The sequence below is a fragment of the Actinoplanes sp. NPDC004185 genome, assembly GCF_053603475.1.
This window is the reverse complement of the sequence record NZ_JBSGFR010000030.1, coordinates 1-20,807: the sequence shown is the minus strand read 5'-3', so window position 1 is coordinate 20,807 and position 20,807 is coordinate 1. Positions and strand designations below refer to the sequence as shown.

Sequence of the window (20,807 nt, the reverse complement as noted above, 5' to 3'; positions counted from 1 at the left end):
CAGGGCGGGCCAGGCGCGCCGGGCCCAGGCCGGGCCGCGTACGGGCAGCAGCGCGGCCAGGACCAGCCAGACCTGGTGATGGGTCCAGGAGACCGGGGAGAGCACCACGCTCGCCGCCCCGGTCAGCACCAGCGCCGAGAACCAGTCATCGTCACGGGCCCGGCGAGTGGCCCGGTGCAACGCCAGCGCGGCGATCACGCCACCGGCCACCAGCACGACAGCCGAGCGCACCGGGGCCGACAGCTCGGCCCGCAGCAGAGCGCCGTTCAGTGACTGGTTGCCGACCGAGGCGATGTAGCCCAGGCGGCTCACGTGGGAGATCTCGGTCGTCCAGAACCGCCACGAGTCGCCGGGCAGCGCGACCGCGGCCAGCGCGCCGCACGCCGCGAAGGTCGCCGACGCCAGCACGGCCGCGCGCCGGCGACCGGCGAACCAGAGCAGCGGGATGAAGATCAGCGGGGTGAGCTTGATCGCCGCGGCCAGCCCGATCAGCAGGCCCTGCCACCGGCTGTGCCGCAGGGCCAGCAGGTCGATCGTGATCAGAGCAGCGAGGAAGAGGCTGACCTGGCCGTACTTGAGATCGGAGGAGACCGGTGCCGACAACACCAGAACCAGGGCGTACGCGGGGGCCCGCCGGCCCAGCAGCAGCGCCAGGCCGGCGACGGTGACGATCGTGGCGAGGGTCCAGCCCAGCTGCAACGCCACGGTGGGGACGCCGGCGAGAGGCAGGAAGACCAGGCCGGCGAACGGGGGATAGGTGAAGGGGGCGTTGCCCGCGCTGATGAAGTCGTACAGGCTCGCGCCGTGGGTCAGGCCCTGCACCGCGCCGGTGTAGACGCCCAGGTCGGACAGGCGGACGTCGGCCGGGCGGGCGAGCACGGCCCAGGCGGTGATCAGCGCGGCCAGCGCGGCGGGCAGCCAGAGCAGGGCGGGGCGCGCGCTGCGTCGTCCGGCGGTGGCCGGTGGGAGCGGGCCGGTGAGACGGTACGCGCGGCGGCCGGCCGACCAGTGCGCCTCGATCAGGCCGGCGCGCTCCAGGCGTACGAGCAAGGGGTAGAGCGACCCGCTCGCCACGCCCGCCTCGCGCACCAGGTCGAGACCGTGCCGGGACCGGCCGGGTCCGGCCGCCTGGTCAGGTTCGGCCGCCCGGTCGGGTTCGGCCGCCAGGGCGGCCAGGACCGCGGCCCGCGCGCTCATGACGCCCGGCGGGCCGGAGCGCCGAGGTGGGCCACCAGCAGTCCGATCAGCAGCGCGACGGCCAGCCGGCCCGCCGGGTTGGCGAGGAAGCCGAAGCCGAACACCGCCGAGTTGTCGGCCAGCCGGTGCAGCGTCAGCTCGGCCGCGCCGCCGGACCGGCGCAGCACCTCGCCGATCGCCAGCCCGCCCAGCCCGGCCACCACGCCGAGCGCCACCTTGCCGGCGGCGTCCGGGGACCGCAGCGCCTCCGGAACGCGGGGCGGACGGCGGCGCAGCAGGCCGGCGACGACCGTGACCGAGCACAGGGTGAGCGGGCCGATCATCGCCGAGGCGTTGCCGAGCAGGACGTCGGAGGCATGGAACGCCGGCCCGTCCTGCGGGAGGCGGCCGAACGCGGCCGTGCCGTCCGCGAAGGAGGCTCCGAAGTCGGCGATCCCGCCGGGCAGCAGGGCGAGCGGGAACCAGGACGGCGCCGAGGCGGCGTCGACCCCGAGAACCGCGGCGGCGTGCAGGGAACCGGCGGCTGCGGCGACGTCGAGCGCGAGCACTGCACCGCCGACTGCCGCCACTCCGGCGAGGGCGGTGCGGCCGGTGGCTCGCAAGCGGGTGCTCACCCGTACGGTCGCAGCCGTCAGGATCGTCCACGCCAGCACCGCCGGACCGATGTCGATCCAGCCCATGAACGGCATGACCGCCACCTGGTTGCCGGCCAGCAGGAAGGCGTAACCGGCCGCACCCAGCAGCACCACCCGGCTGATAGTCGCGCGGCCGCCGACCGCCGCCATCACAGCCGCAGCGGCGGTCAGTGCCACGGCCCCGGCGAGCGCGCCGAACCGCCCCTGCGTCAGATGGGCGGCGTTGACCAGCGCCGCCGCCAGCAGGGTCAGCGCGGCCGGCACCGACAGCGTGCGGGCCCAGCCGGCCCCGCGCTGCGCCCAGGTCACCGGCTCCTCGTCGGCCTCCTCGACGGCGGGGGAGACGGCCAGGCTGCCCGCGAAGGTCAATGCGCGCCAGGAAGATCGCGAGGCGTCCAGCTCGGCGTGCCAGTCCCGGGCCAGGTCGTCGCGCAGGTCCGCCGGCCAGCGCCGGGCCGCGGAGTCGACCAGGCGTCGCGCCAGGCGGTCGGCCGCGCTCATGCCGGCTGCGCCTTGGCGCCCGGGACGGCCACCTGGGCCATCTGCTGCTGCATGACGGCGACTTCCTGCCGGGCCTCGACGGCGCCGTCCGCGGTGAGCCGGTAGTAGCGCCGGGCCGGCCGGCCCTCGGCGGCCGGATCGCTCTGCTCCCAGCGCGACTCGACCCAGCCGGCCCGCTCGAGGCGGACCAGAACCGGGTAGAGGGTGCCGCTGGGCAGGCCGGTGGCCTGCATGAGCTGCAGGCCGTAACGCTCGGCGGCGGGATCGGCGAGCAGCGCCGCCACCACCTTGAGCACCGGCATGGTCATCCGCGGAGGCATGTAGGCACTCTACATAGGGTCGGGTACCGTGTCATCCAGCAGTTCGATCCGGCCCGCACGCTCGACGGTCGCCCAGACGCCGAAGGTCAGGTCGTGGTGCTCCGCGACGGTCCGCAGCAGCCGGCCGTGCTCCGGCACGCCCTCCTGCGCCAGGTCGATCATCACGCACCGGGTCAGGCGCCGTCGCGGCCGCAGCACGACCTGGTCGCCGATCCGCAGATTCCGGCCCAGCCACTCCTCCTCCGGGAAGCCGGTGCCGGGCACGTCGATCAGCAGGTTCGCCCGGAACCGCAGCGGGTCGACCTCTTCTCCGGTCAACTCCCGCAGCCGGCGCAGGGCAGCGGTGCTGATCACGCTCACCGGCCCCTCATCGTGGTGGACGACCTCGGCCTCGCGGGTGATCGTGACCGGCCGGCCCAGCACCTCGCTGACCGCCCGGTGCCCGGCCGGGTCGTCAGCGGCGAAACGGCGCCCGTCGGGCAACTCCACCACCGGTACGGGATCAGCGAAGTGCCCCCGCAACCGGAACAGGCCGGGCATCCGCCGGAACCGCCGGGTGTTCTTGCCGCTGCCCAGTTTGCCTTCGGTGTCCCGGACCGCCCAGAGCCGGTCGCCGGCCAGCCCGCGCTGCTCGACCTCGACGGCCGTGGGCCGTTCACCCAGCAGGGACTTGATCGGGTAACGGCGGATCTCCAGAACCTTCATCGGCTGACTCTTCCGCGTCCGTTTCCTTCGTGGCTGGTTCTCTTTCGTGTCCGGGCGAGATTACGGCCGGTCGGATCGACCTGGTGGCCGATCATCCGAGATCCGGGCGCGGACGCTGTCCCCGGCGGGCGCGGGCATCCACAGTGTTCGGGCGGTCGCTTTCCGCTCATCAGCCCGTCGTTCAGGAGTTCTCATGGCGTACCCGCCTCAGCCGCCGTACGACCCGGCCCGGTACCCGGTCGTTCCGGCGGGTCCGCCGGCGGCTTTCACCGGGTACGGGCCGCCGCCGCAGCCGCCTCGTCGCAGCCTGCTGCCGTGGCTGGCGCTGGCCGCCGTTCTGCTCGTCGTGGCCGGCACGGGCGGATGGTTCCTCTACGACCGGGTCATCCGGACGGATTCCGGGGTGGCGGCCTGCAAGGCACTGCGGGACGGCGACAAGGCGGTCGACGGGGACGACGGCGACAAGACGATGACCGAGGCCGAGTACCGCGAGCTGCGCGGGGTCTTCGAGGACTCCCGCCACGAGGACATCCGCGATCACGGTACGAAGCTGATCGACCTGGTGTGGCAGCTGTCGAAGCTGGGCGACGAACCGGGCCTGGAAGCCCTGGCCTTCATGGGCCCGCTCACCGAGCACGTGACCGGGCTCCAGTCGGCCTGCGCGGACCAGGGCGTCATCGTCGACCTGAAGCTGGGCGGACCTTGAACCTGAGGTGCAGGACGCGCTCGCCCTGGATGACCACGTGGGGATCCTCCAGCAGGTGCTGGGTGTCGATGCCGCCGAAGAAGCGTTTGCCGGATCCGAACACCACCGGCACCACATCCATCGCCACCTCGTCGACGAGGCCGGCGGCCAGAATGTGCCCGGCCGCTTCGCCGGCGCTCACCGCGACGGTCCGGTCCCCGGCGAGCTCCTTGGCCTTGTCGACGGCGGCCGTCACGTCATCGACAAAGTGGTAGGACGCCTCGGGATGCCAGCCGTCGGGCTTGGGTCGGTGCGACAGCACGACCACGTGATCGCCGGCGGGCGGCCGGCCCTCCCAGCCGTTCACCAGGTCGAACAGGTGCCGGCCCATGATGATCGTGCCGATCCCCGCCCAGGTCGACCGGACGTACCCGGCCGAGGCCCGCGAGACCCGGAAGCCGTTGCCGGTGCCGGAGTGATCGAACTGCTGGTCGTCGCCGGGGGTGATCGCCGTGTCCCCGTTGAAGTACCAGTCGTGCAGTGGTCCGACATCGTCGTTCAGATCGGCGATGAAGCCGTCCACCGACACCACGTTGTGCATGGTCACCGTGCCCACAGGTCCTCCTCGGGTGAGTCGCCTGCCGATGGTGTCGCGCCCGGAGCGGACCGGGCTTGTAAAAAATCACACGGCGGGCATCGGACCACTGTCCGGAGGAAAGCCCGGCTCGGCGGGGAACCGGCGTCGCAGGGCCAGATATTCGGTGGGGGTGTGACCGGTGAAGTCCTTGAACTCCTTGCCGAAATGGGCCTGGTCGAAATAGCCGGCGGTGTGGGCGAAGGCCGACCAGTCGACGCGATGTCGGGTGTCCACGGAGACGATCAGCCGGGCGAAGCGGTAGATCCGGGCCATCCGCTTCGGGGTCACCCCGACATGGGAGCGGAACTGGGTGGCTAGGTGGGTGCTGCTTACTCCGGCGGCATCAGCGAGGACGCCGACCGGGACCCCGCCGTGGGAGACCTCCAAGCGTCCGCCGGTGTGCCGGACCAGGTCGAGGCCGCGCGGTGGTGCGCCGGCGAGGCGCGATCGCAGTTCTTGCTCCACCAGGTGCAGTGCTGCGGAGGCCGACGACTCGTCACGGAGGCGATCCAGGGACCGCTGCCAGCGGGCGTCGACCGGGATCCAGTGGTTGAGCAGTTCGGACGCCGGTAGGTCGACGAACGGGGAGACGCCCCAGGGTTTGAAATGGACGCCGACGAGGCGTACGCGGGCGGGATAGTCGATGAGGAAGCGCCTGGTCCAGACGCCCATGAACCAGCCGTCGGTCAGCGTTACCGGTGGCACGGACGGATCGGAGTCCGAGAGGCGGACGGGGTCGCCGAGGTTGAGGAAGAGGTGAGCTGAGGGCATGGGCGGGACGTTCATACGGGGGTGGCGCGGGATGCCGGCCAGGCAGTAGATGTCGTCGATGAAGCTGTCGAGCGGAGGGGCGGGAACCCGGCCGAAATACTCCATCCCCACAGTGTGGATGATCGGATCCGTGCCATCAGACCTTCCCGTACCGATCCCCGGCGTCCTGCCCTGGACCAGCCCGGCGCGCTTCCGGGTCTGGCGCTACGGCATCGGGCACTCCCAGCTACTGCTCACCAGCCGATCCGGGCCCGACTCGACCGCCCACATCGACCTGCTGTTCGAAGCCGTCCAGTTCATCCGACTGCACCGCGCCTACCAGGGGATCCACCTCGCCGAAGACCCCGCCGCGCTGACCGACGTCGCCATCGACAACCCGCTCGGCCTGCCCTACCTTGCCGTGGCCATCTCGGACAGCACCCGCACCCGCACCGGCCTGGTCGTCTGCAGCCGCGTAACGATCACTCGCCAGTGATGCCGAGCCCGCCCCTGCGGCGCTGATTCCTCGCCCGGACAGCTGGCTCGGATGAGGAAGACTGCATGCATGGACGACCTCAGCGACCAGAAGACCGCGCTGCACCACTACCTCAAGGCGACCCGCGAGGACCTGATCTGGAAGCTCGACGGGTTGAGTGAGCGCGAGGCCAGAATGCCCCGCACCGCGACCGGCAACAACCTGCTGGGAGTCGTCAAGCACTGCCTCAATGTCGAAGCCGGCTACTTCGGGCCCACCTTCGGACGCCAGTTCCCGAACGCCGACGAGCTGGTCCCGGAGCAGGTGTTCGAGACCGATCCGCAGGCCGACTGGTACGCACGGGAGGACGAGACGAAGGACGGGCTGATCGACCTCTACCGCCGCGTCGGGGCCTTCGCGGACGAGACAATCGACCAGTTGCCGCTCGACGCGCGGGGCCGGGTGCCGTGGTGGCGGCCGGACAGCCCTGACGTGACCCTGCAGAGGATCATCGTGCACGTGATCTGTGACATCGCCCGTCACACCGGTCACGCCGACATCATGCGCGAGCAGCACGACGGGGCGATCGGGTGGCAGCGGGAGAGCACGAGCATCCCCGAGGAGCAGGACTGGCCGGCGTACGTCGCCAAGCTGACGAAGCTGGCTGATCGGTTCTAGGGGCTGTGAGCTGGCGCGCCCGGCAGGATTCGAACCTGCGACCGACGGATTAGAAGTCCGTTGCTCTATCCGCTGAGCTACGAGCGCCTGGCCGGCCCACGGAGTGTGCTGGCCAGCACATACTAGAGTTTCGCCGCCGCTCGGTCGAGCGGGATGTCAAGCCGTCGTGGCGTCCGCTTTGTCCTCCGGGGCCGGGGGTACGGAGATCTCCGGCGTGCCCTTCGGCGGGACGAACGCGTCGACCCATCTGCCCAGCTCCTGGAACAGCTCTGTGCGTACGTCCTTGCCGGACAGCGTCAGGTCGTGCATGCCGCCGTCGAACCGCGCGATCGTCACCCGCGGCCCGAGCCGCGGGGCCCAGCGCACGATGTGTTCCACGTCCAGGACCGAGTCGCTCAGCCGTACGTCTTCGCTCCAGCTCTTGCCCCGAAAGGTCCGGGTCGAGCAGGCGACCATGATCGGGGCGTCGATGGCCAGCCCGGCGCGCAGGCGGGCCTGGCCGCGGCGGATCGCTTCGAGCCATCCGGTACGGACGGGGAAGCCGTTCACCGGTTTCCAGGCGAGATCGTACGTCCATTCACCACGGTGATCGCTGTGCAGGCTCTGCCCGTACAGGCCGAGCGTGCTCATGGGCAGCACCCTGTACGGATTCCGGCTGCTCGTGCGGCCGACCACGTTCATCAGGGGCCGGCGCAGCAGCCACGGCACGTTGAAGTCGAAGAACGGGCTGTTCAGGAACAGGCCGTCGACGATGCCCTGGTCGTGGCGGGAGTGCGACCACAGCGACGTGATCAGGCCGCCGGTGGAGTGGCCGGCGACGAGCAGCTGGTCGTGGCCGTCGTCCTCGCGGATGATCCGGGCCGCCTCGTCGAGTTCCGGGTAGTACTCGGTGAGGCTGCGCGCGAAGTTCGGCGTCTGGTGCGGCAGCAGGCTGCGGCCGTACTTGCGCAGGTCCAGCGCGTAGAAGTCCCAGCCGCGTTCGACGAAGAAGTCCGCGAGATGGGTCTGGAAGAAGTAGTCGACGAAGCCGTGCACGTACAGCACCGCGCGCCGTGACGGGGTGTCCCCGCGCCGGCGGACCAGGGTCGCGACGACGGCGCCCTCGTCGTCGGTGCCCAGGTCGATGGTGAGTCGCTCGTACGGCACGCCCAGGACGTCGGTCTCCACGCCGCCAGGTTACCCACGCGTAGGGACCTTCGCGCCATACCAGATCAGCGGGATTTTCCTCGGTTTTCCACATTCCCCCGTCATCCACAGGCTCGCGCGGCTCCTGAAGCGGACATCGGGGCGTTCGGAGCACGCTGCTTCCCAGATCGCCCGCCGCACTTCCCCCTCGATAAGGAGACGCAGTGTTCGACACCAACATCGTGGTGGTCGGGAACGTCCTGACCGCGCCGGAATGGCGCCGCACCGCCAGCACGAACACCCTGGTCGCCAACTTCCGGGTGGCGTCGACCGCCCGCCGGATGGACCGGGAGACCGGCCGCTGGGTCGACGGCAACCAGTTCCGGGTACGCGTGAACTGCTGGCGCCGGCTCGCCGAGGGAGTGGCGGCCTCCGTCACCGTCGGCGACCCGGTCGTGGTGGCGGGACGCCTCTACACCCGCGACTGGACCGACTCGGAAGGCAACCTGCGCACGACGTACGAGATGGAGGCTGTGTCGGTCGGTCACGATCTGGCCCGCGGCCGGGGCCGGTTCTTCCGCAACAAGCCCACGTCGGCGACGAGCGCGACCGAGACGGCCGAGAGCGACGGCCAGGTCCGCGGCGAGACGGCGGTCCCGGTCGGGGAGGACGAGGCGCCCACGGTGTACGGCGACGGCGTGCTGGACGGCGACGAGCCGACGTTCGAGGATGTCCCGGGTATGACGCCGGGCGGCTTCGACCCGCTCGCGGCCCTGCGCGGCGGCACCATCGAGCCGTTCGACACGGAGATGGTCGTGCCGGCCGCCATCCCGGCGCCGGATCCCGACGACTCGGAGCCCGTTCCCGAGCCGGGCCCGGAAGGTGGGCCGGACTCCGAGCCCGCCCCTGGTCCCGTTCCGGGTCCGGGCCGGAGCTCCCGGTCCGGCTCCGGGTCCCGGCCGAGCCGTTCCGTGGACCGTGGATCCTCCGGCGCGGGGGCTGACCAGCCCGACGCCGAGGGCGAGAGCCCGGCCCGCCGCACCGGCCGGAGCCGGAGCGCCAGGCGCCAGCCCGTCCCCGCGTGACCGCCGGACGCGTCCACTCGGCGTGACCGCACCGGCGTGATCGCCTCCTGAGCTGCCGTCGTTGCGAGTTGACTTCCCCGTGGGTTCGCAACGGCGGCACCGGACCGGCCCCTCCCTTCCGCCCACCCGGCCGACAGCCTTGTGTTCGGCGCCGACCTCCGCGGCCGCCACCGCAAGGGCAGTTCGGGCGGTGCGCACCGGGCTTCGGTGCGGGTGGTCGAGGGCCGGCCGGCCGATGGGGTCCCGCCGGGGGTGAAAGCGGGTCCCATCGGCCCGGCGGATGGGTGTCGGTGGTCGGCACCCATCCGCCGAACCCCCTGCCGCGCGGTCCCAGCGACTGCCGGCGGTCCGGTCGCCGTCCCCGAAGGCGGGCGACGGCCGGGCCCTGAACGCGGCGGCGGACCATTCCCCTGTCCGCCGTCCGAGCCGGTCGATTCCGGCGCCCTGGGGTGAGGCGTCGCGAACGACCGGCGGGGCGGGTGGGTGTTCGGTGGTCGACACCCACCCGCTACCCCGCCGCCCGTCCTGCTCCGGGGCGCTCCCCTGAGAGAAAGGCGCAACCGCTCGGCACAGCGGACCTGCGCCCGAGCAGGACGGGCGGCATCCACCGAGCCACCGCACCCCGCGGCCAGCGCGCATGCCGAGCTCGGCCTGGCCCGGCCCGGCCCGGCCTGGCCTGGCCTGGCCTGGCCCGGTCTGGTCTGGCCCGGCTGGCCCGGCCCGGCCTCGCCCGGCCTGGTTCGGTGTGGCGCAACCTGGCCTGGCGGCCTCGTCAAGCCCGGCCCGGCTCGACCGCCCGAGGGTGGGCGGGCCGGGACCGGCCAAGAACGCTCACTAGGGTGGTCGGAGTGGGAAGAGCAGGCCGGATACTGACCGCGCGACCGGGCGCCACCACGGCCGATGCGATCGGCCTGCTGGCCGGTTTCGCGCTGGACGCCGCGCTGGGCGACCCGAGGCGCTTTCATCCCGTAGCCGGGTTCGGGCAGGCGGCCGGCGCGCTGGAGCGTCGTCTCTACGCACCGAACCGCTGGGCCGGCGCCGCTTTCACCACGGCGGCGGTCGGGGTACCCGTGGCCGCAGGTCTCGCCGCCTCCCTCCTCACCCGCCGCCGGCCCATCGCCCGGGCCGCGCTGGTCGCCGCCATGACCTGGACCGTGCTCGGCGGCCGCACCCTGCGCCGCGAGTCCGCCGTCATGGCCACCCACCTGGAGAACGACGACCTCGCAGCGGCTCGCGGCCGCCTCAACCACCTCTGCGGCCGCGACCCGTCGACCCTCGACGAGCCCGAGCTGGCGCGCGCCACCGTCGAATCGGTAGCCGAGAACACCTCCGACGCCGTCGTCGCGCCGCTGCTCTGGGGCGGGTTGTTCGGGCTGCCCGGCCTGCTCGGCTATCGGGCGGCCAACACCCTCGACGCCATGGTCGGGCACCGGTCGCCGCGTTACGCCCGCTTCGGCACGCCGGCCGCGCGGCTCGACGACGCCCTCAACCTGCTGCCCTCGCGCCTCACCGGGATGCTGACGATCGCGGCGGCGCCGCTGGCCAAGGGGCGGCCGGCCGAGGCGCTGCGGGTGTGGCGCCGGGACCGCGACGAACACCCCAGTCCCAACGCCGGCCAGTGCGAGTCGGCCATGGCCGGGGCTCTGGGAGTGCGGCTGGGCGGGCGCAACGTCTACTTCGGGCGTACCGAGACCAGGCCGCTGCTGGGCGACGGACCACGCCCGTCCGCCGTTCATCTGCGTCGCGCCGCACGGCTCTCCGGGGCCGTCGGCTCGGGCGCCGTCGTGCTCGCCGCCGGGGTCGCGCTGCTTCGGGGCGCGGTCCGCCGGGCAGGTGAGCGATGAGCGGGGGACTGCTGGTCGCCGGCACCACGTCCGACGCCGGCAAGAGCGTGCTCACCGCCGGCATCTGCCGGTGGCTGCACCGCCGGGGCGTCAAGGTCGCCCCGTTCAAGGCGCAGAACATGTCCAACAACTCGGTTGTCGTGGTCGGCGCCGACGGCCGTGGCGGCGAGATCGGCCGGGCTCAGGCCATGCAGGCCGCGGCGTGCGGGATCGCCCCGGACATCCGCTTCAACCCGGTGCTGCTCAAGCCGGGCAGCGACTTCTCCAGCCAGGTCGTGCTGCTCGGGCAGGCGATCGACACCGTGACCGCGGGCAACTACCGGTCGCTGCGGCCCCAGCTGGCGGAGACCGCGCACGCGACCCTGGCCGAGTTGCGCGCCGAGTACGACGCGGTGATCTGTGAGGGCGCCGGCAGCCCGGCCGAGATCAACCTCCGGGACGGGGATTTCGTCAACATGGGCCTGGCGCGGCACGCCGGGCTACCGGCGATCGTGGTGGGGGACATCGACCGCGGTGGCGTCTTCGCGGCGCTGTTCGGCACGGTCGCACTGCTCAGTCCCGAGGATCAGGCGCTGGTCAGCGGCTTCGTCATCAACAAGTTCCGCGGCGATCTCGGACTGCTGCGGCCCGGGCTCGACATGATCACCGCCGCCACCGGGCGGCCCGTGCACGGCGTGCTGCCGTTCAACCTGGACGTGTGGCTCGACGCCGAGGACTCCCTGGCGTACGGGCGGATGCTCGGCCGGCCCGCCGCGCCACGCGGCACCGAATGGTTGCGGGTTGCCGTGGTCCGGCTGCCGCGGATCTCCAACGCCACTGACGCCGAGGCCCTCGCCACCGAGCCCGGCGTGCAGGTGCGCCTCACCATCGAGCCGGCCGAGATCGCCGACGCCGACCTGGTCGTGCTGCCCGGCTCCAAGGCCACCGTCAGCGACCTGGCGTGGCTGCGCGAGACCGGCCTGGCCGACGCGATCCGCGCGCACGCCATTGCCGGCAAGCCGCTGGTCGGCATCTGCGGCGGCTTCCAGATGCTCGCCGACACGATCCACGACGACGTCGAGAGCCGCCGGGGCACCGTGCCGGGCCTCGGCCTGCTGCCGGTGGACATCACCTTCGGCGAGCGCAAGACCCTGGCCCGGTCGCGCGGCGCGGCCTGGGGGCAGGTTCCGGTGAGCGGCTACGAGATCCACCACGGGTACGTGTCTGCCGGCGATCCGGTGCCGCTGCTGGCGTACGCGGACGGGACGCCCGAAGGTGCGGTGGTCGGCGCGGTCTGCGGGACGCACTGGCACGGCGCCTTCGAGTCGGACGAGTTCCGCCGCCGGTTCCTGACCGAGGCGGCACGGCAGGCGGGCCGGCACGGCTTCGTGGTCGCCCCGGACACCCGCTTCGCGGAGGTACGCGAACGCGCGCTCGATGTCCTCGGCGACCTCGTCGAGGAGCACCTCGACACCGACGCCCTGTGGCGGCTCATCGAGTCCGGGCCTCCGCGTGGCCTTCCCTTCATCCCGCCGGGTGCACCCGATGGTGGCTGAGACCTTCGCTGAGCTCGCGGAGCGAATCTTCGAAGAACCGCCCCGGCTGGGCCCCGTACGGCTGATAGCTGTCGACGGGCCCAGCGGCGCCGGCAAGAGCTGGTTCGCCGCCCGGTTGGCCAAGGCCGCTGACATCCCCGTCGTGCACACCGACGACCTGCTCGACGGCTGGGACGACCAGTTCAGCTTCTGGGCACGGCTCGAGGAACAGGTGCTCGACCCGCTGCGCCACGGCCGTCCCGCCACATACCGGCGGTACCTCTGGCACCGCGAGGCGTTCGGTGGGAATCCGGTCATCGTTGAGCCTGCTCCGGCCGTACTGCTGGAGGGTGTGACCGCCGCTCGACGGGTGATCCGTCCGGAGCTGTCCTTTTCCGTCTTCGTCACCGCGCCGGCCGATCTGCGGTGGCGGCGGGCTTTGGCACGCGACGGCGCCGACGATGTTGCCTTCCGGGCGTACCTTGAGCGCTGGCGCGTGAACGAGGACCGGCACTTCGCCGCGGATGCCACCGCGGCGCACGTGGATCTCCTGGTCGACGGGGCCGCGGAGGGTTTCGACGATCGGTACGAACGGCTCTGGCCGGCGCCGCCGGACTGAACCACGATCAGCCGCGGGAAGCGGCGGGAACGGTGGACGGACGATGACGACCGAGGAAGAGAACCGGCCGGCGCGGCGCCGGATCACGCTGACCGGCATCAGCTCGCGCGCCTGGGAGCACCCGGCCGACCGTGGCGCGCTCACCGCGCTGCGCGAGCTGCGGGGCTTCGACGACGTGGTGAAGGCGTTCTTCGGCATGTGGAACGAGCGCGGCTTCCGGCTGTCGTTCCTTGCCGGCTCCATCCGGGTCGACCACCGTCAGTATCCGCGTGTCTACCAGCGCTTCGCCGAGGCCGCCGCCACGCTCGACGTGGCCGAGCTGCCCGAGCTCTACGTCAGCCAGTCGCCGGTGATCAACGGCCAGGCGATCGGCATGGACAAGCCGTTCATCGTCATCACCACCGCCGCGGTCGAGAAGCTCGACGACGAGGAGCTGCGCGCGCTGCTGGGCCACGAGATCGGGCACGTGCGCAGTGGGCACGCCGTCTACAAGACCATCATGATGATCCTCACCCGGTGGGCCGCGAGCCTGAGCTGGCTGCCGGTCGGCGCGATCGCCCTGCGCGCCATCATCGCGGCGATGTACGAGTGGTGGCGCAAGGCCGAGCTCTCCGCCGACCGCGCGGGCCTGCTCGCCGGTCAGGACCCGGCCGCGTCGCTGCGGCTGCTCATGAAGCTCGCCGGTGGCGGTGACCTGTCGCAGATCGACACGGCCGCGTTCCTCGAGCAGGCCGCCGAGTATGAGGGCGGGGGAGACCTTCGCGACAGCATCCACAAGCTGGGTATGACTGCCTGGAGCACCCACCCGGTGCCCGTCGCGCGCGCCGCCGAGCTGCGCAAGTGGGTCGACTCCGGCGAGTACGGCCGGATCCTCGGCGGGGACTACCCGCGTCGCGACTCCGATGGCAACGCCTCGGTCACCGACGACGTCAAGGCCGCCGCCGACTCGTACCGTGAGTCCTTCAACACCTCGCAGGACCCGCTCGTCGGCCTGCTCCGCAAGCTCGGCGACGGCGCCGCCGACCTGGCCGGATCCGCCGCGCGCGGTGCCCGGGGCTGGGCCGGCAAGGGTCGCCGCCCCGACGACGAGCCGCCGGCGCCGCCGGCCGGCTGAGTTGTCCACAGGCCGATGACGCAGGCCCGCACGACCCGAGCCGCCCGGCTTAGGATCGGTTCATGAGCGAGCTTGCTACCCAATCATCAACTCCGCGCCCGACGGGTCTCCTCGCCGGAGCGCCGGCGGAGGCGATGGCATGAGCCTGACCGAAGACGACCTGCGCGCCGCGATCGCGCGTGAGCTGCCCGGTGTCCGTGCCGACCTCGAGCGGCTGGTCCGCATCCCCGGGATCGCGTTCGACGGTTTCGACCACTCGCACGTCGAGCGGTCCGCCGAGGCCGTCGCCGAGCTGCTGCGCGGCTGCGGCCTCGAGGTGCAGATCGTCCGGGGCACGGGGCAGCCTGCCGTCATCGGCCGCAAGGCGGCGCCCGAGGGCGCACCGACCGTCCTGCTCTACGCGCACCACGACGTGCAGCCGGCCGGTGACCCCGCGCTGTGGACCAGCGACCCGTTCGAGCCGGTCGAGCGCGACGGCCGGTTGTACGGTCGCGGTGCCGCCGACGACAAGGCCGGCGTGATGGCGCACGTCGCCGCGCTGCGGGCGTTCGGCGACGAGCTGCCGGTCGGGGTCGTGCTGTTCGTGGAGGGCGAGGAGGAGTTCGGTTCCGAGTCGCTCGACGAGCTGCTCGAGGCCCACAAGGAGACGCTCCGCTCCGACGTCATCGTCATCGCCGACTCCGGCAACTGGGACATCGGCGTACCGGCCCTGACCACGTCGCTGCGCGGCCTGGTCAACTGCTTCGTCGAGGTCAGCACCCTCAACAACGCCGTGCACAGCGGCATGTTCGGTGGCGCCGTGCCCGACGCGCTCACCGTGCTGGCCCGGCTCATCGCCACCCTGCACGACGAGAACGGTGAGGTTCTCGTCGACGGCCTGGCCCGCCGTGAGGCCGCGACCGTCGACTACCCCGAGGACCGCTTCCGCCACGAGGCCGGCGTGCTCGACGGCGTCAAGCTGATCGGCGAGGGCCGGCTCACCGACCGGATCTGGACCAAGCCGTCGATCTCCGTGCTCGGCATCGACGCGCCGAAGACCAGCGAGGCGCCGAACGCCCTGGTGCCGCGGGCCAAGGCCAAGCTGAGCGTGCGGCTCGCGCCCGGCGACGACTGGAATTCGGCGTACGCGGCGATCCGCGCCCACGTCGAGAAGTTCGTGCCGTGGGGCGCCCACGTCGAGGTCACGCTGGAGAGCGGCGGCGAGCCCTGCGTCATCGACGCGACCGGCCCCGCGTTCGACGCCGCGCGGGCCGCGTTCCAGCAGGCCTGGGACGGAGTCGCGCCGGTCGACATGGGCGTGGGTGGCTCGATCCCGTTCATCGCCACCTTCCAGGAGCTCTTCCCGGAGGCGGCGATCCTCGTGACCGGCGTCGAGGACCCGTACGCCGGCGCCCACGGGCCGAACGAGAGCCTGCACCTCGGCGAGTTCGCCCGGGTGTGCCTCGCCGAGGCCCTGCTGCTGCGCAACGTGGCCGCGCTGGGTAGATGACATGGCCGCCGAGCTGAGCTGCGACGTGCTGGTCGTCGGCGCCGGCCCCACCGGGCTGATGCTGGCGAACTGGCTGGTGAAGCTCGGCGTCCGGGTCATCGTGGTCGACGGCAAGGACGGCCCCACCCGGGAGTCCCGTGCGCTGGTGGTGCAGGCCCGCAGCATCGAGGTGTATGACCAGCTCGGCATCGCGGACAAGGTGCTCGCGGCCGCACACCGGGCGGTCGCGCTGGCTCCGGGCTTCGGGGATCGCGTCTTCGGCCGGATCCCGATCGGGCCGCTGGGTGGCGATGTGACGCCGTACCCGTGGATCGAGATCTTGGAGCAGAGCCGCAACGAGGAAATCCTGTACGAGAATCTGCGGGCCCTCGGCGGCGACGTCCGCTGGGGCCGGCAGGTCACCTCGCTGACCGCCACCGCTGAGCACGTCGAGGCCGTGGTCGGCGACGAGACGATCACGGCCCGGTTCTGCGTCGGCGCCGACGGGGCGAATTCGGTGGTCCGCAAGTCGCGGGGCATCGCGTTCGACGGCGTGACCAGCCCACACCTCTTCTACGTCATCGACGCGACGGCGGTCGGTGGACTGGTGGCCGACGCGATCAACGTCCGGCCCGCCGGCGACGAGTTTCTGCTCGGCTTCCCGATGCGCGGCCGCGGCAACTGGCGGTTGATCGGTCTGGCCCGCGACGACGACGGCGACGGCCAGATCACCGAGCGGGACGCCCAGGCCCGGATCCGCCGATCGTTCGCGGTGACCTACGCGCAGTCCCGCTGGTTCGCGACCTACAAGGTGCATCACCGGGTGGCGGAGACGTTCCGCGACGGGCGCTTCTTCCTGGCCGGCGACGCCGCGCACGTGCACTCGCCGGTCGGTGGCCAGGGCATGAACACCGGCCTGCAGGACGCGCACAACCTGGCCTTCAAGCTGGCCGACGTGGTGCACGGCCGCGCCGGCGACGCGTGGCTGGACCGCTACGAGGCCGAGCGGCGCCCGGTCGCCCGGAAACTGGTGGCGACGACCGATCGGATGTTCGGCTACATCACGTCGCAGCGGGTCCAGCTGCGGGCGGTGCGCCGGTTGATCGTGCCCCTGCTCGCGCCGGTCGGCGTTCGGCTGCTGCCGCGGACGGGTGGCGGCTCGCGCTTCTTCGGCTACGTCGCGCAGCTGCGGATCCGCTACCGCATGACCCCGGACGAGGGGCGCGACCCGGTGGTCGGCCGCCGGCTGGCGTGGGCCGGCGGCAACTACGAGGTGCTTCGGTCACTGCAGTGGCAGATCCACGGGTACGGCGGCATCGAGCGATCCGACGTTCCGGACCTGGGACTGCCGGTGCACCTGTTCGACGCCGCGCCGCAGACGCCGCTGCTTCCGGGGCAGCTCTACCTCGTACGGCCGGACGGCTTCGTGGCCGCAGCGGCGTCACCCTCGCACGCCGCGGCGGTGTTCAGACAGGCCCTGCCCCGGTGACCAGCGCGGCAGTCGTCACCGACCTGGACGGCACGATCGTCCGCACCGACGGGACGATCAGCGAGGCGACCGTCTCGGCCTGCCACGCACTGCGAGCACAGGGCATACCGGTCATCGCCGCGACCGCCCGATCCTCGGCCGGAGTCCGCGCCCTCACCGAGCTGACCCCCCACCTCACGCTGGCGATCTGCTGCGGGGGCTCCCTCGGGTACGCGTTCGAGCCCCCATCCGTGCTGTGGCGCGACACCTTGCAGTCCGACGCTGTGCAAGCGCTGCTGGCGCTCATACGCGCCGAGCTGCCGGAGGCGGGAGTCGCGATCTACGACGGCGAATCGTGGCGGATGAACGAGGCCTACGTCGCGATCCGTACCTCCCAGCACAATGGCCCGTCGGCTGTGGTTCCCGTCGACGCGTTCGCCGGAGTGGCAGCATGCGCGATGACGCTGTGCCACCCGACGCTCGGCCCGGCCGACCTCATCACCCTGCTCACCCAGCGCGGCATTCCGCTCAGCCTGAGCTTCGCCGGCCCGGAGATCGTCGAGATCGCGCCGGCCGGCATCACCAAGGCCAGCGGAGTGGTACGAGCCCTGCGCGAAGTCGGCGTGCCGGCGGACCGGGCAGTGGCCTTCGGCGACATGCCGATCGACATCCCGATGTTCACCACGGTGGGCCGATCGGTGGCGATGGCCGACGCGCCGAAGGAGGTGCTGGCTGCGGCGACAACGGTGACCGGGACGGTAGAAGAGGACGGCTTCGCCCGCGCCCTGGCCCGCCTGGGCCTCATCTAGAAGGCCGTTTCGGCCGGGTTCACCCCTGCGGCAATCGGCTTCGCTTGATCGGGTGAGTCTGCTGCACGGGCGAGATCATTCCTGTTAGGATTCGAACATGAGTTCGAACGAGGCGATCGTGGCGCTCCGCGCCGCCGGCAGTGCTCTGGGAGACGTCGACGTCTCCGGGTGGGACGACACCGCCCTCACCGCTCAGCTCGCTGAGCTGTCCGACGCTCTGTGTCAGCTCGACGCGCAACTCAGCCGCGTCGCCGAGGCCATCCGCGCCCGCGGCTACCGCATCACGGAGCCGGTGGCCGCCTGACTTTGCTCCATGTCCCCGGGCCCGTCGCCCGGCGCACCCCGTCGCCACGCGGTGCGCCGGGCGACAGGCCCCTCCCACCGCCTGACCCCTCCGCCGTCCAGTCCTCCCCAACTCGGCTGCGCGGCGAGTGGTTGCTCGTGTCCTCCCGGCATGGCGACGGCCGTGACAGGCGTCTGGCCGTCGGTGTCCTGGACACGCGGCAGCACAGTTGTGGGGGAGCGGGCAGGGAGGGCTCTGGCGGCCGAGTTGTCCTGCGACTCGGCCGCGCATGGTGGCCCGCTGAGGTCTTCCGGCTCATGCGGCGGAAAGGAGCTCGGTCGGCCGGTCCACAACAGCGGCTGGTCGCAAGCCGGCCAGCCATCGGATTGGTCGGCGAGGAGTCGGCTGGCTGTGGGGTTGGTCGGCGGCGGGCGGCTGGCCGTGGGGCCGGCTGGCGGCGAGCCAGCCAACCGCTGGGTCGGTCGGCGGCGAGTCGGCTGGCTGTGGGGTCGGCTGGCTGTGGGGTTGGTTGGCTGCGGGGTTGGTCGGCGGCAAGCCGGTTGGCCGCGCGGTCGGTCGGCGGCGAGTCAGCCAGCCGCTGGATCAACCGGCCATAAGCCAGCCACTCGACCTGGCAGCTAGAACCCGGCCTCGCCCGGCCTGACCTGCTTCACGGCCAGGTCGCCGCGGCGCAGGCCCCCGGACCGGGCCGGTTGCGAACGCTTCACGGGGGAGCGGATCGCGACCGGCCCGCGAATGTCGTACCTGGCTGCCAGGATGGGGTTCGTGCAGTTCCTCGACCTGGCAGCCACGTCGGCCGCCGTTTCCGCCACCTCCGGCCGCAAGGCCAAGATCGACCTGCTGGCCGATGCCCTCCGGCGTCTCGATCCCGGCGAGCTGGCTGCCGGCTCCGCCTACCTGGCCGGTGAGCTACGGCAACGCCAGACCGGCGTCGGCTACGCCGGCCTGCGTGACCTGCCCGCCCCCGCCGCCGAGCCGGTGCTCACCGTGGCTGAGGTCGACGAGCGGATCGCCGCCATCTCCGTGGTTTCGGGCGCCGGGTCGCAGGCGCGCCGGCGTGAGTTGCTGTCCGGGCTCTTCGGCCGGGCCACCGCTGACGAGCAGCGGCTGCTCGTCGGCCTCTTCAGCGGCGAGTTGCGCCAGGGGGCCCAGGCCGGGCTGCTCGCCGACGCGATCGCCCGCGCCGCCGAGGTGCCTGTCACGGCGGTTCGGCGGGCGCTGCTGCTCTCAGGGGACCTCAAACAGGTGGCTGTCGCCGCGCTCACCGGCGGGGCGCCCGCGCTCGGCGAGATCAGCTTGCGGGTCGGCACTCCGCTGACCCCCATGCTGGCGAGCAGTGCCCCCGATGTTGCCGCCGCGCTGCTGGCCACCGGGTCGCCGGCCACCGTCGACGTGAAGCTTGATGGCATTCGCATCCAGGTGCACCGTTCCGGGGACGAGGTCGCCGTTTTCACCCGCAGCCTCGACGACATCACCGCGCGGCTCCCCGACGTTGTCGCCGCTGCGCGGGCCGTTCCGGCTCGGGAGTTCGTGCTCGACGGTGAGGCCATGGCCCTCGACGCCCAGGGGCGGCCGCGACCGTTCCAGGAGACGTCGAGCCGGGCCGCCACCCGAGGTGCCCGGCGCGGCGGGAAAGAAGGGCCGGTCGACGGGCCCGGGCTGGTTCCGTACTTCTTCGATCTTCTCCATCTGGACGGCACCGACCTGCTGGACGAGCCGGGGCGGGTGCGCTGGGCCGCGCTGGCCGACGCGCTGCCCGCCGAGCTGATCGTGGGGCGGCGGACCGTCGAGAGTGAGGAGCAGGCCGCCGAGGCGTTCGCCGCCGCCCTTGCCGCCGGGCAGGAGGGCGTCGTGGTCAAGGCCCAGGAGGCCCCGTACGACGTGGGCCGCCGGGGTGCCGCCTGGGTCAAGGTCAAGCCGCGGCACACGCTTGACCTGGTTGTTCTCGCTGTCGAATGGGGTCACGGCCGGCGGCAGGGGTGGCTGTCCAACCTGCACCTGGGCGCCCGGGATCCGCGGACCGGCGGGTTCGTCATGCTCGGCAAGACGTTCAAGGGCCTCACCGACGAGCTGCTGCGCTGGCAGACCGAGCGGTTCAAGGAGCTGGCGATCGACGACTCCGGCTGGGTGGTCACCGTGCGGCCCGAGCAGGTCGTGGAGATCGCCTTCGACGGCGTGCAGACCTCGCCCCGATATCCGGGCGGGGTGGCGCTGCGGTTCGCCCGCGTCCTGCGTTACCGCGACGACAAGCGCGCGGAAGAAGCCGACACCATCGACATGGTCAAGGCTCTCGGCTTCCCGACCACGCCGGAAGCCTGAGGTTCGACCTGCGAGACGGCCGAGGTCAGTGGTCGGTCAGGTCGTTGAGGACCTCGACGGCGTGCTCGCTGCCGGCCTCGGCCAGTCTCCGCAGTTCCGCCACATCGCCGCGCTCCCCGGCAATCTCGATCAGCGCCGATACCGCGTCGGCGTTTTCCGCCGCCGCGAGGCGGCGTAGCTCATCCAGGTCGTCGAGCTCGACAGCTCGCGCGACGCGATAGTCATCGGTCATGGCGTCATCCTCCCGCAGGCACGCCACCGGGTCGGGGGATCGCCCGGCCGGGCGGGAAGAGAAGTCCGCGGACAGCGCCGAGAAGGACGGAGGCGGCGAAGGCCGCGGGTGGGAAGGACGGGGGCGGCGAAGGCCGCGGGTGGTGAGGGACGCGGCAGCGAAGGCTGCGGGTGGTGAGGACGCGGCGGCGACGGCCCAGCGGGGGGGGGGGGGGGGGGGGGGGGGGGGCGCCCCCAGGGACCGCACGTAGTTGAAGTGGTGATGGTCATTGGTCACCTGCGCCTGATCGGTCACCGGGATCGGGGCGACTTACTGCCGCTCTC

The 20,807-nt window shown here is 72.2% G+C and carries 20 protein-coding genes, 1 tRNA gene and 1 pseudogene; 13 read left to right on the top strand and 9 right to left on the bottom strand.

The window, feature by feature from the left end; translation table 11 throughout:
• Positions 1–105 precede the first annotated feature (105 nt).
• The 4 genes and pseudogenes from ACWEOZ_RS27995 to ACWEOZ_RS27980 form a co-directional block, all read right to left on the bottom strand.
• A pseudogene (locus ACWEOZ_RS27995) lies at positions 106–1,197 on the bottom strand (glycosyltransferase 87 family protein); the annotation flags it as partial.
• Entirely contained in the window at positions 1,194–2,333 is a 1,140-nt protein-coding gene (locus tag ACWEOZ_RS27990; protein ID WP_451913644.1) for a hypothetical protein, read from the bottom strand. The gene ACWEOZ_RS27990 and the pseudogene ACWEOZ_RS27995, both read right to left, overlap by 4 nt.
• The gene (locus ACWEOZ_RS27985; protein ID WP_451913643.1) at positions 2,330–2,653 is read right to left on the bottom strand and encodes a PadR family transcriptional regulator; all 324 of its coding nucleotides are present in this window, start codon (positions 2,651–2,653) and stop codon (positions 2,330–2,332) included. The genes ACWEOZ_RS27990 and ACWEOZ_RS27985 overlap by 4 nt, the downstream gene beginning before the upstream one ends.
• Positions 2,654–2,662: 9 nt before the next feature.
• Positions 2,663–3,358: an MOSC domain-containing protein gene (locus ACWEOZ_RS27980; RefSeq protein ID WP_451913642.1), complete on the bottom strand. Its 696-nt coding sequence runs from the start codon at positions 3,356–3,358 to the stop codon at positions 2,663–2,665.
• A 193-nt stretch (positions 3,359–3,551) separates the two neighbouring features.
• Between ACWEOZ_RS27980 and ACWEOZ_RS27975 the strand changes: the two genes are divergently transcribed.
• Positions 3,552–4,064, top strand: coding sequence for a hypothetical protein (locus ACWEOZ_RS27975; RefSeq protein WP_451913641.1), 513 nt, complete (start codon positions 3,552–3,554; stop codon positions 4,062–4,064).
• Here the strand turns inward: ACWEOZ_RS27975 and ACWEOZ_RS27970 are convergent.
• Both ACWEOZ_RS27970 and ACWEOZ_RS27965 read right to left on the bottom strand, forming a co-directional pair.
• Complete coding sequence (locus tag ACWEOZ_RS27970; protein WP_451913640.1) at positions 4,033–4,659, bottom strand: dihydrofolate reductase family protein; 627 nt, start codon at positions 4,657–4,659, stop codon at positions 4,033–4,035. The genes ACWEOZ_RS27975 and ACWEOZ_RS27970 overlap by 32 nt on opposite strands.
• Positions 4,660–4,725: 66 nt before the next feature.
• Positions 4,726–5,556 carry a DUF6597 domain-containing transcriptional factor gene (locus ACWEOZ_RS27965; protein ID WP_451913639.1) on the bottom strand — a complete coding sequence of 277 codons (831 nt, stop codon included), beginning with the start codon at positions 5,554–5,556 and terminating at the stop codon, positions 4,726–4,728.
• Positions 5,557–5,581: 25 nt separating this feature from the next.
• Here ACWEOZ_RS27965 and ACWEOZ_RS27960 point away from each other — a divergent pair, with 25 nt between their 5' ends.
• Positions 5,582–5,926, top strand: coding sequence for a hypothetical protein (locus ACWEOZ_RS27960; protein WP_451913638.1), 345 nt, complete (start codon positions 5,582–5,584; stop codon positions 5,924–5,926).
• A 69-nt stretch (positions 5,927–5,995) separates the two neighbouring features.
• Entirely contained in the window at positions 5,996–6,583 is a 588-nt protein-coding gene (locus ACWEOZ_RS27955) for a DinB family protein (protein WP_451913637.1), read from the top strand.
• An 11-nt stretch (positions 6,584–6,594) separates the two neighbouring features.
• Here ACWEOZ_RS27955 and ACWEOZ_RS27950 read toward each other — a convergent pair.
• Both ACWEOZ_RS27950 and ACWEOZ_RS27945 read right to left on the bottom strand, forming a co-directional pair.
• Positions 6,595–6,670, bottom strand: a tRNA-Arg gene (locus tag ACWEOZ_RS27950).
• A gap of 69 nt (positions 6,671–6,739) precedes the next feature.
• Positions 6,740–7,750, bottom strand: a complete 1,011-nt coding sequence (locus ACWEOZ_RS27945; protein ID WP_451913636.1) for an alpha/beta hydrolase — start codon at positions 7,748–7,750, stop codon at positions 6,740–6,742.
• Between the two features lie 182 nt (positions 7,751–7,932).
• Between ACWEOZ_RS27945 and ssb the strand changes: the two genes are divergently transcribed.
• The 10 genes from ssb (at position 7,933) to ACWEOZ_RS27895 (ending at position 20,252) form a co-directional block, all read left to right on the top strand.
• Complete coding sequence (gene ssb / locus ACWEOZ_RS27940; RefSeq protein WP_451913635.1) at positions 7,933–8,793, top strand: single-stranded DNA-binding protein; 861 nt, start codon at positions 7,933–7,935, stop codon at positions 8,791–8,793.
• An 848-nt stretch (positions 8,794–9,641) separates the two neighbouring features.
• Complete coding sequence (locus ACWEOZ_RS27935) at positions 9,642–10,637, top strand: cobalamin biosynthesis protein (protein WP_451913634.1); 996 nt, start codon at positions 9,642–9,644, stop codon at positions 10,635–10,637.
• Positions 10,634–12,172: a cobyric acid synthase gene (locus ACWEOZ_RS27930; protein WP_451913633.1), complete on the top strand. Its 1,539-nt coding sequence runs from the start codon at positions 10,634–10,636 to the stop codon at positions 12,170–12,172. Before ACWEOZ_RS27935 ends, ACWEOZ_RS27930 begins: the two co-directional genes overlap by 4 nt.
• The gene (locus ACWEOZ_RS27925) at positions 12,162–12,770 is read left to right on the top strand and encodes a uridine kinase family protein (protein ID WP_451913632.1); all 609 of its coding nucleotides are present in this window, start codon (positions 12,162–12,164) and stop codon (positions 12,768–12,770) included. The genes ACWEOZ_RS27930 and ACWEOZ_RS27925 overlap by 11 nt, the downstream gene beginning before the upstream one ends.
• A gap of 43 nt (positions 12,771–12,813) precedes the next feature.
• Positions 12,814–13,884 carry a M48 family metallopeptidase gene (locus ACWEOZ_RS27920; RefSeq protein WP_451913631.1) on the top strand — a complete coding sequence of 357 codons (1,071 nt, stop codon included), beginning with the start codon at positions 12,814–12,816 and terminating at the stop codon, positions 13,882–13,884.
• 145 nt (positions 13,885–14,029) lie between these two features.
• Complete coding sequence (locus tag ACWEOZ_RS27915; protein WP_451913720.1) at positions 14,030–15,373, top strand: M20/M25/M40 family metallo-hydrolase; 1,344 nt, start codon at positions 14,030–14,032, stop codon at positions 15,371–15,373.
• A gap of 1 nt (position 15,374) precedes the next feature.
• On the top strand, positions 15,375–16,841 hold the full coding sequence (locus ACWEOZ_RS27910; protein ID WP_451913630.1) for an FAD-dependent monooxygenase: 1,467 nt from the start codon (positions 15,375–15,377) through the stop codon (positions 16,839–16,841).
• Entirely contained in the window at positions 16,838–17,629 is a 792-nt protein-coding gene (locus tag ACWEOZ_RS27905) for an HAD-IIB family hydrolase (protein ID WP_451913629.1), read from the top strand. The genes ACWEOZ_RS27910 and ACWEOZ_RS27905 overlap by 4 nt, the downstream gene beginning before the upstream one ends.
• Positions 17,630–17,726: 97 nt before the next feature.
• Positions 17,727–17,933 (top strand): hypothetical protein, encoded by a 207-nt coding sequence (locus ACWEOZ_RS27900; protein WP_360554920.1) that lies wholly within the window; start codon positions 17,727–17,729, stop codon positions 17,931–17,933.
• Positions 17,934–18,689: 756 nt separating this feature from the next.
• Positions 18,690–20,252: an ATP-dependent DNA ligase gene (locus ACWEOZ_RS27895; RefSeq protein ID WP_451913628.1), complete on the top strand. Its 1,563-nt coding sequence runs from the start codon at positions 18,690–18,692 to the stop codon at positions 20,250–20,252.
• Between the two features lie 25 nt (positions 20,253–20,277).
• On the opposite strand, the gene ACWEOZ_RS27890 is transcribed toward ACWEOZ_RS27895, so the two are convergent.
• Positions 20,278–20,484 carry a hypothetical protein gene (locus tag ACWEOZ_RS27890; RefSeq protein ID WP_451913627.1) on the bottom strand — a complete coding sequence of 69 codons (207 nt, stop codon included), beginning with the start codon at positions 20,482–20,484 and terminating at the stop codon, positions 20,278–20,280.
• Between the last annotated feature and the right edge of the window lie 323 nt (positions 20,485–20,807).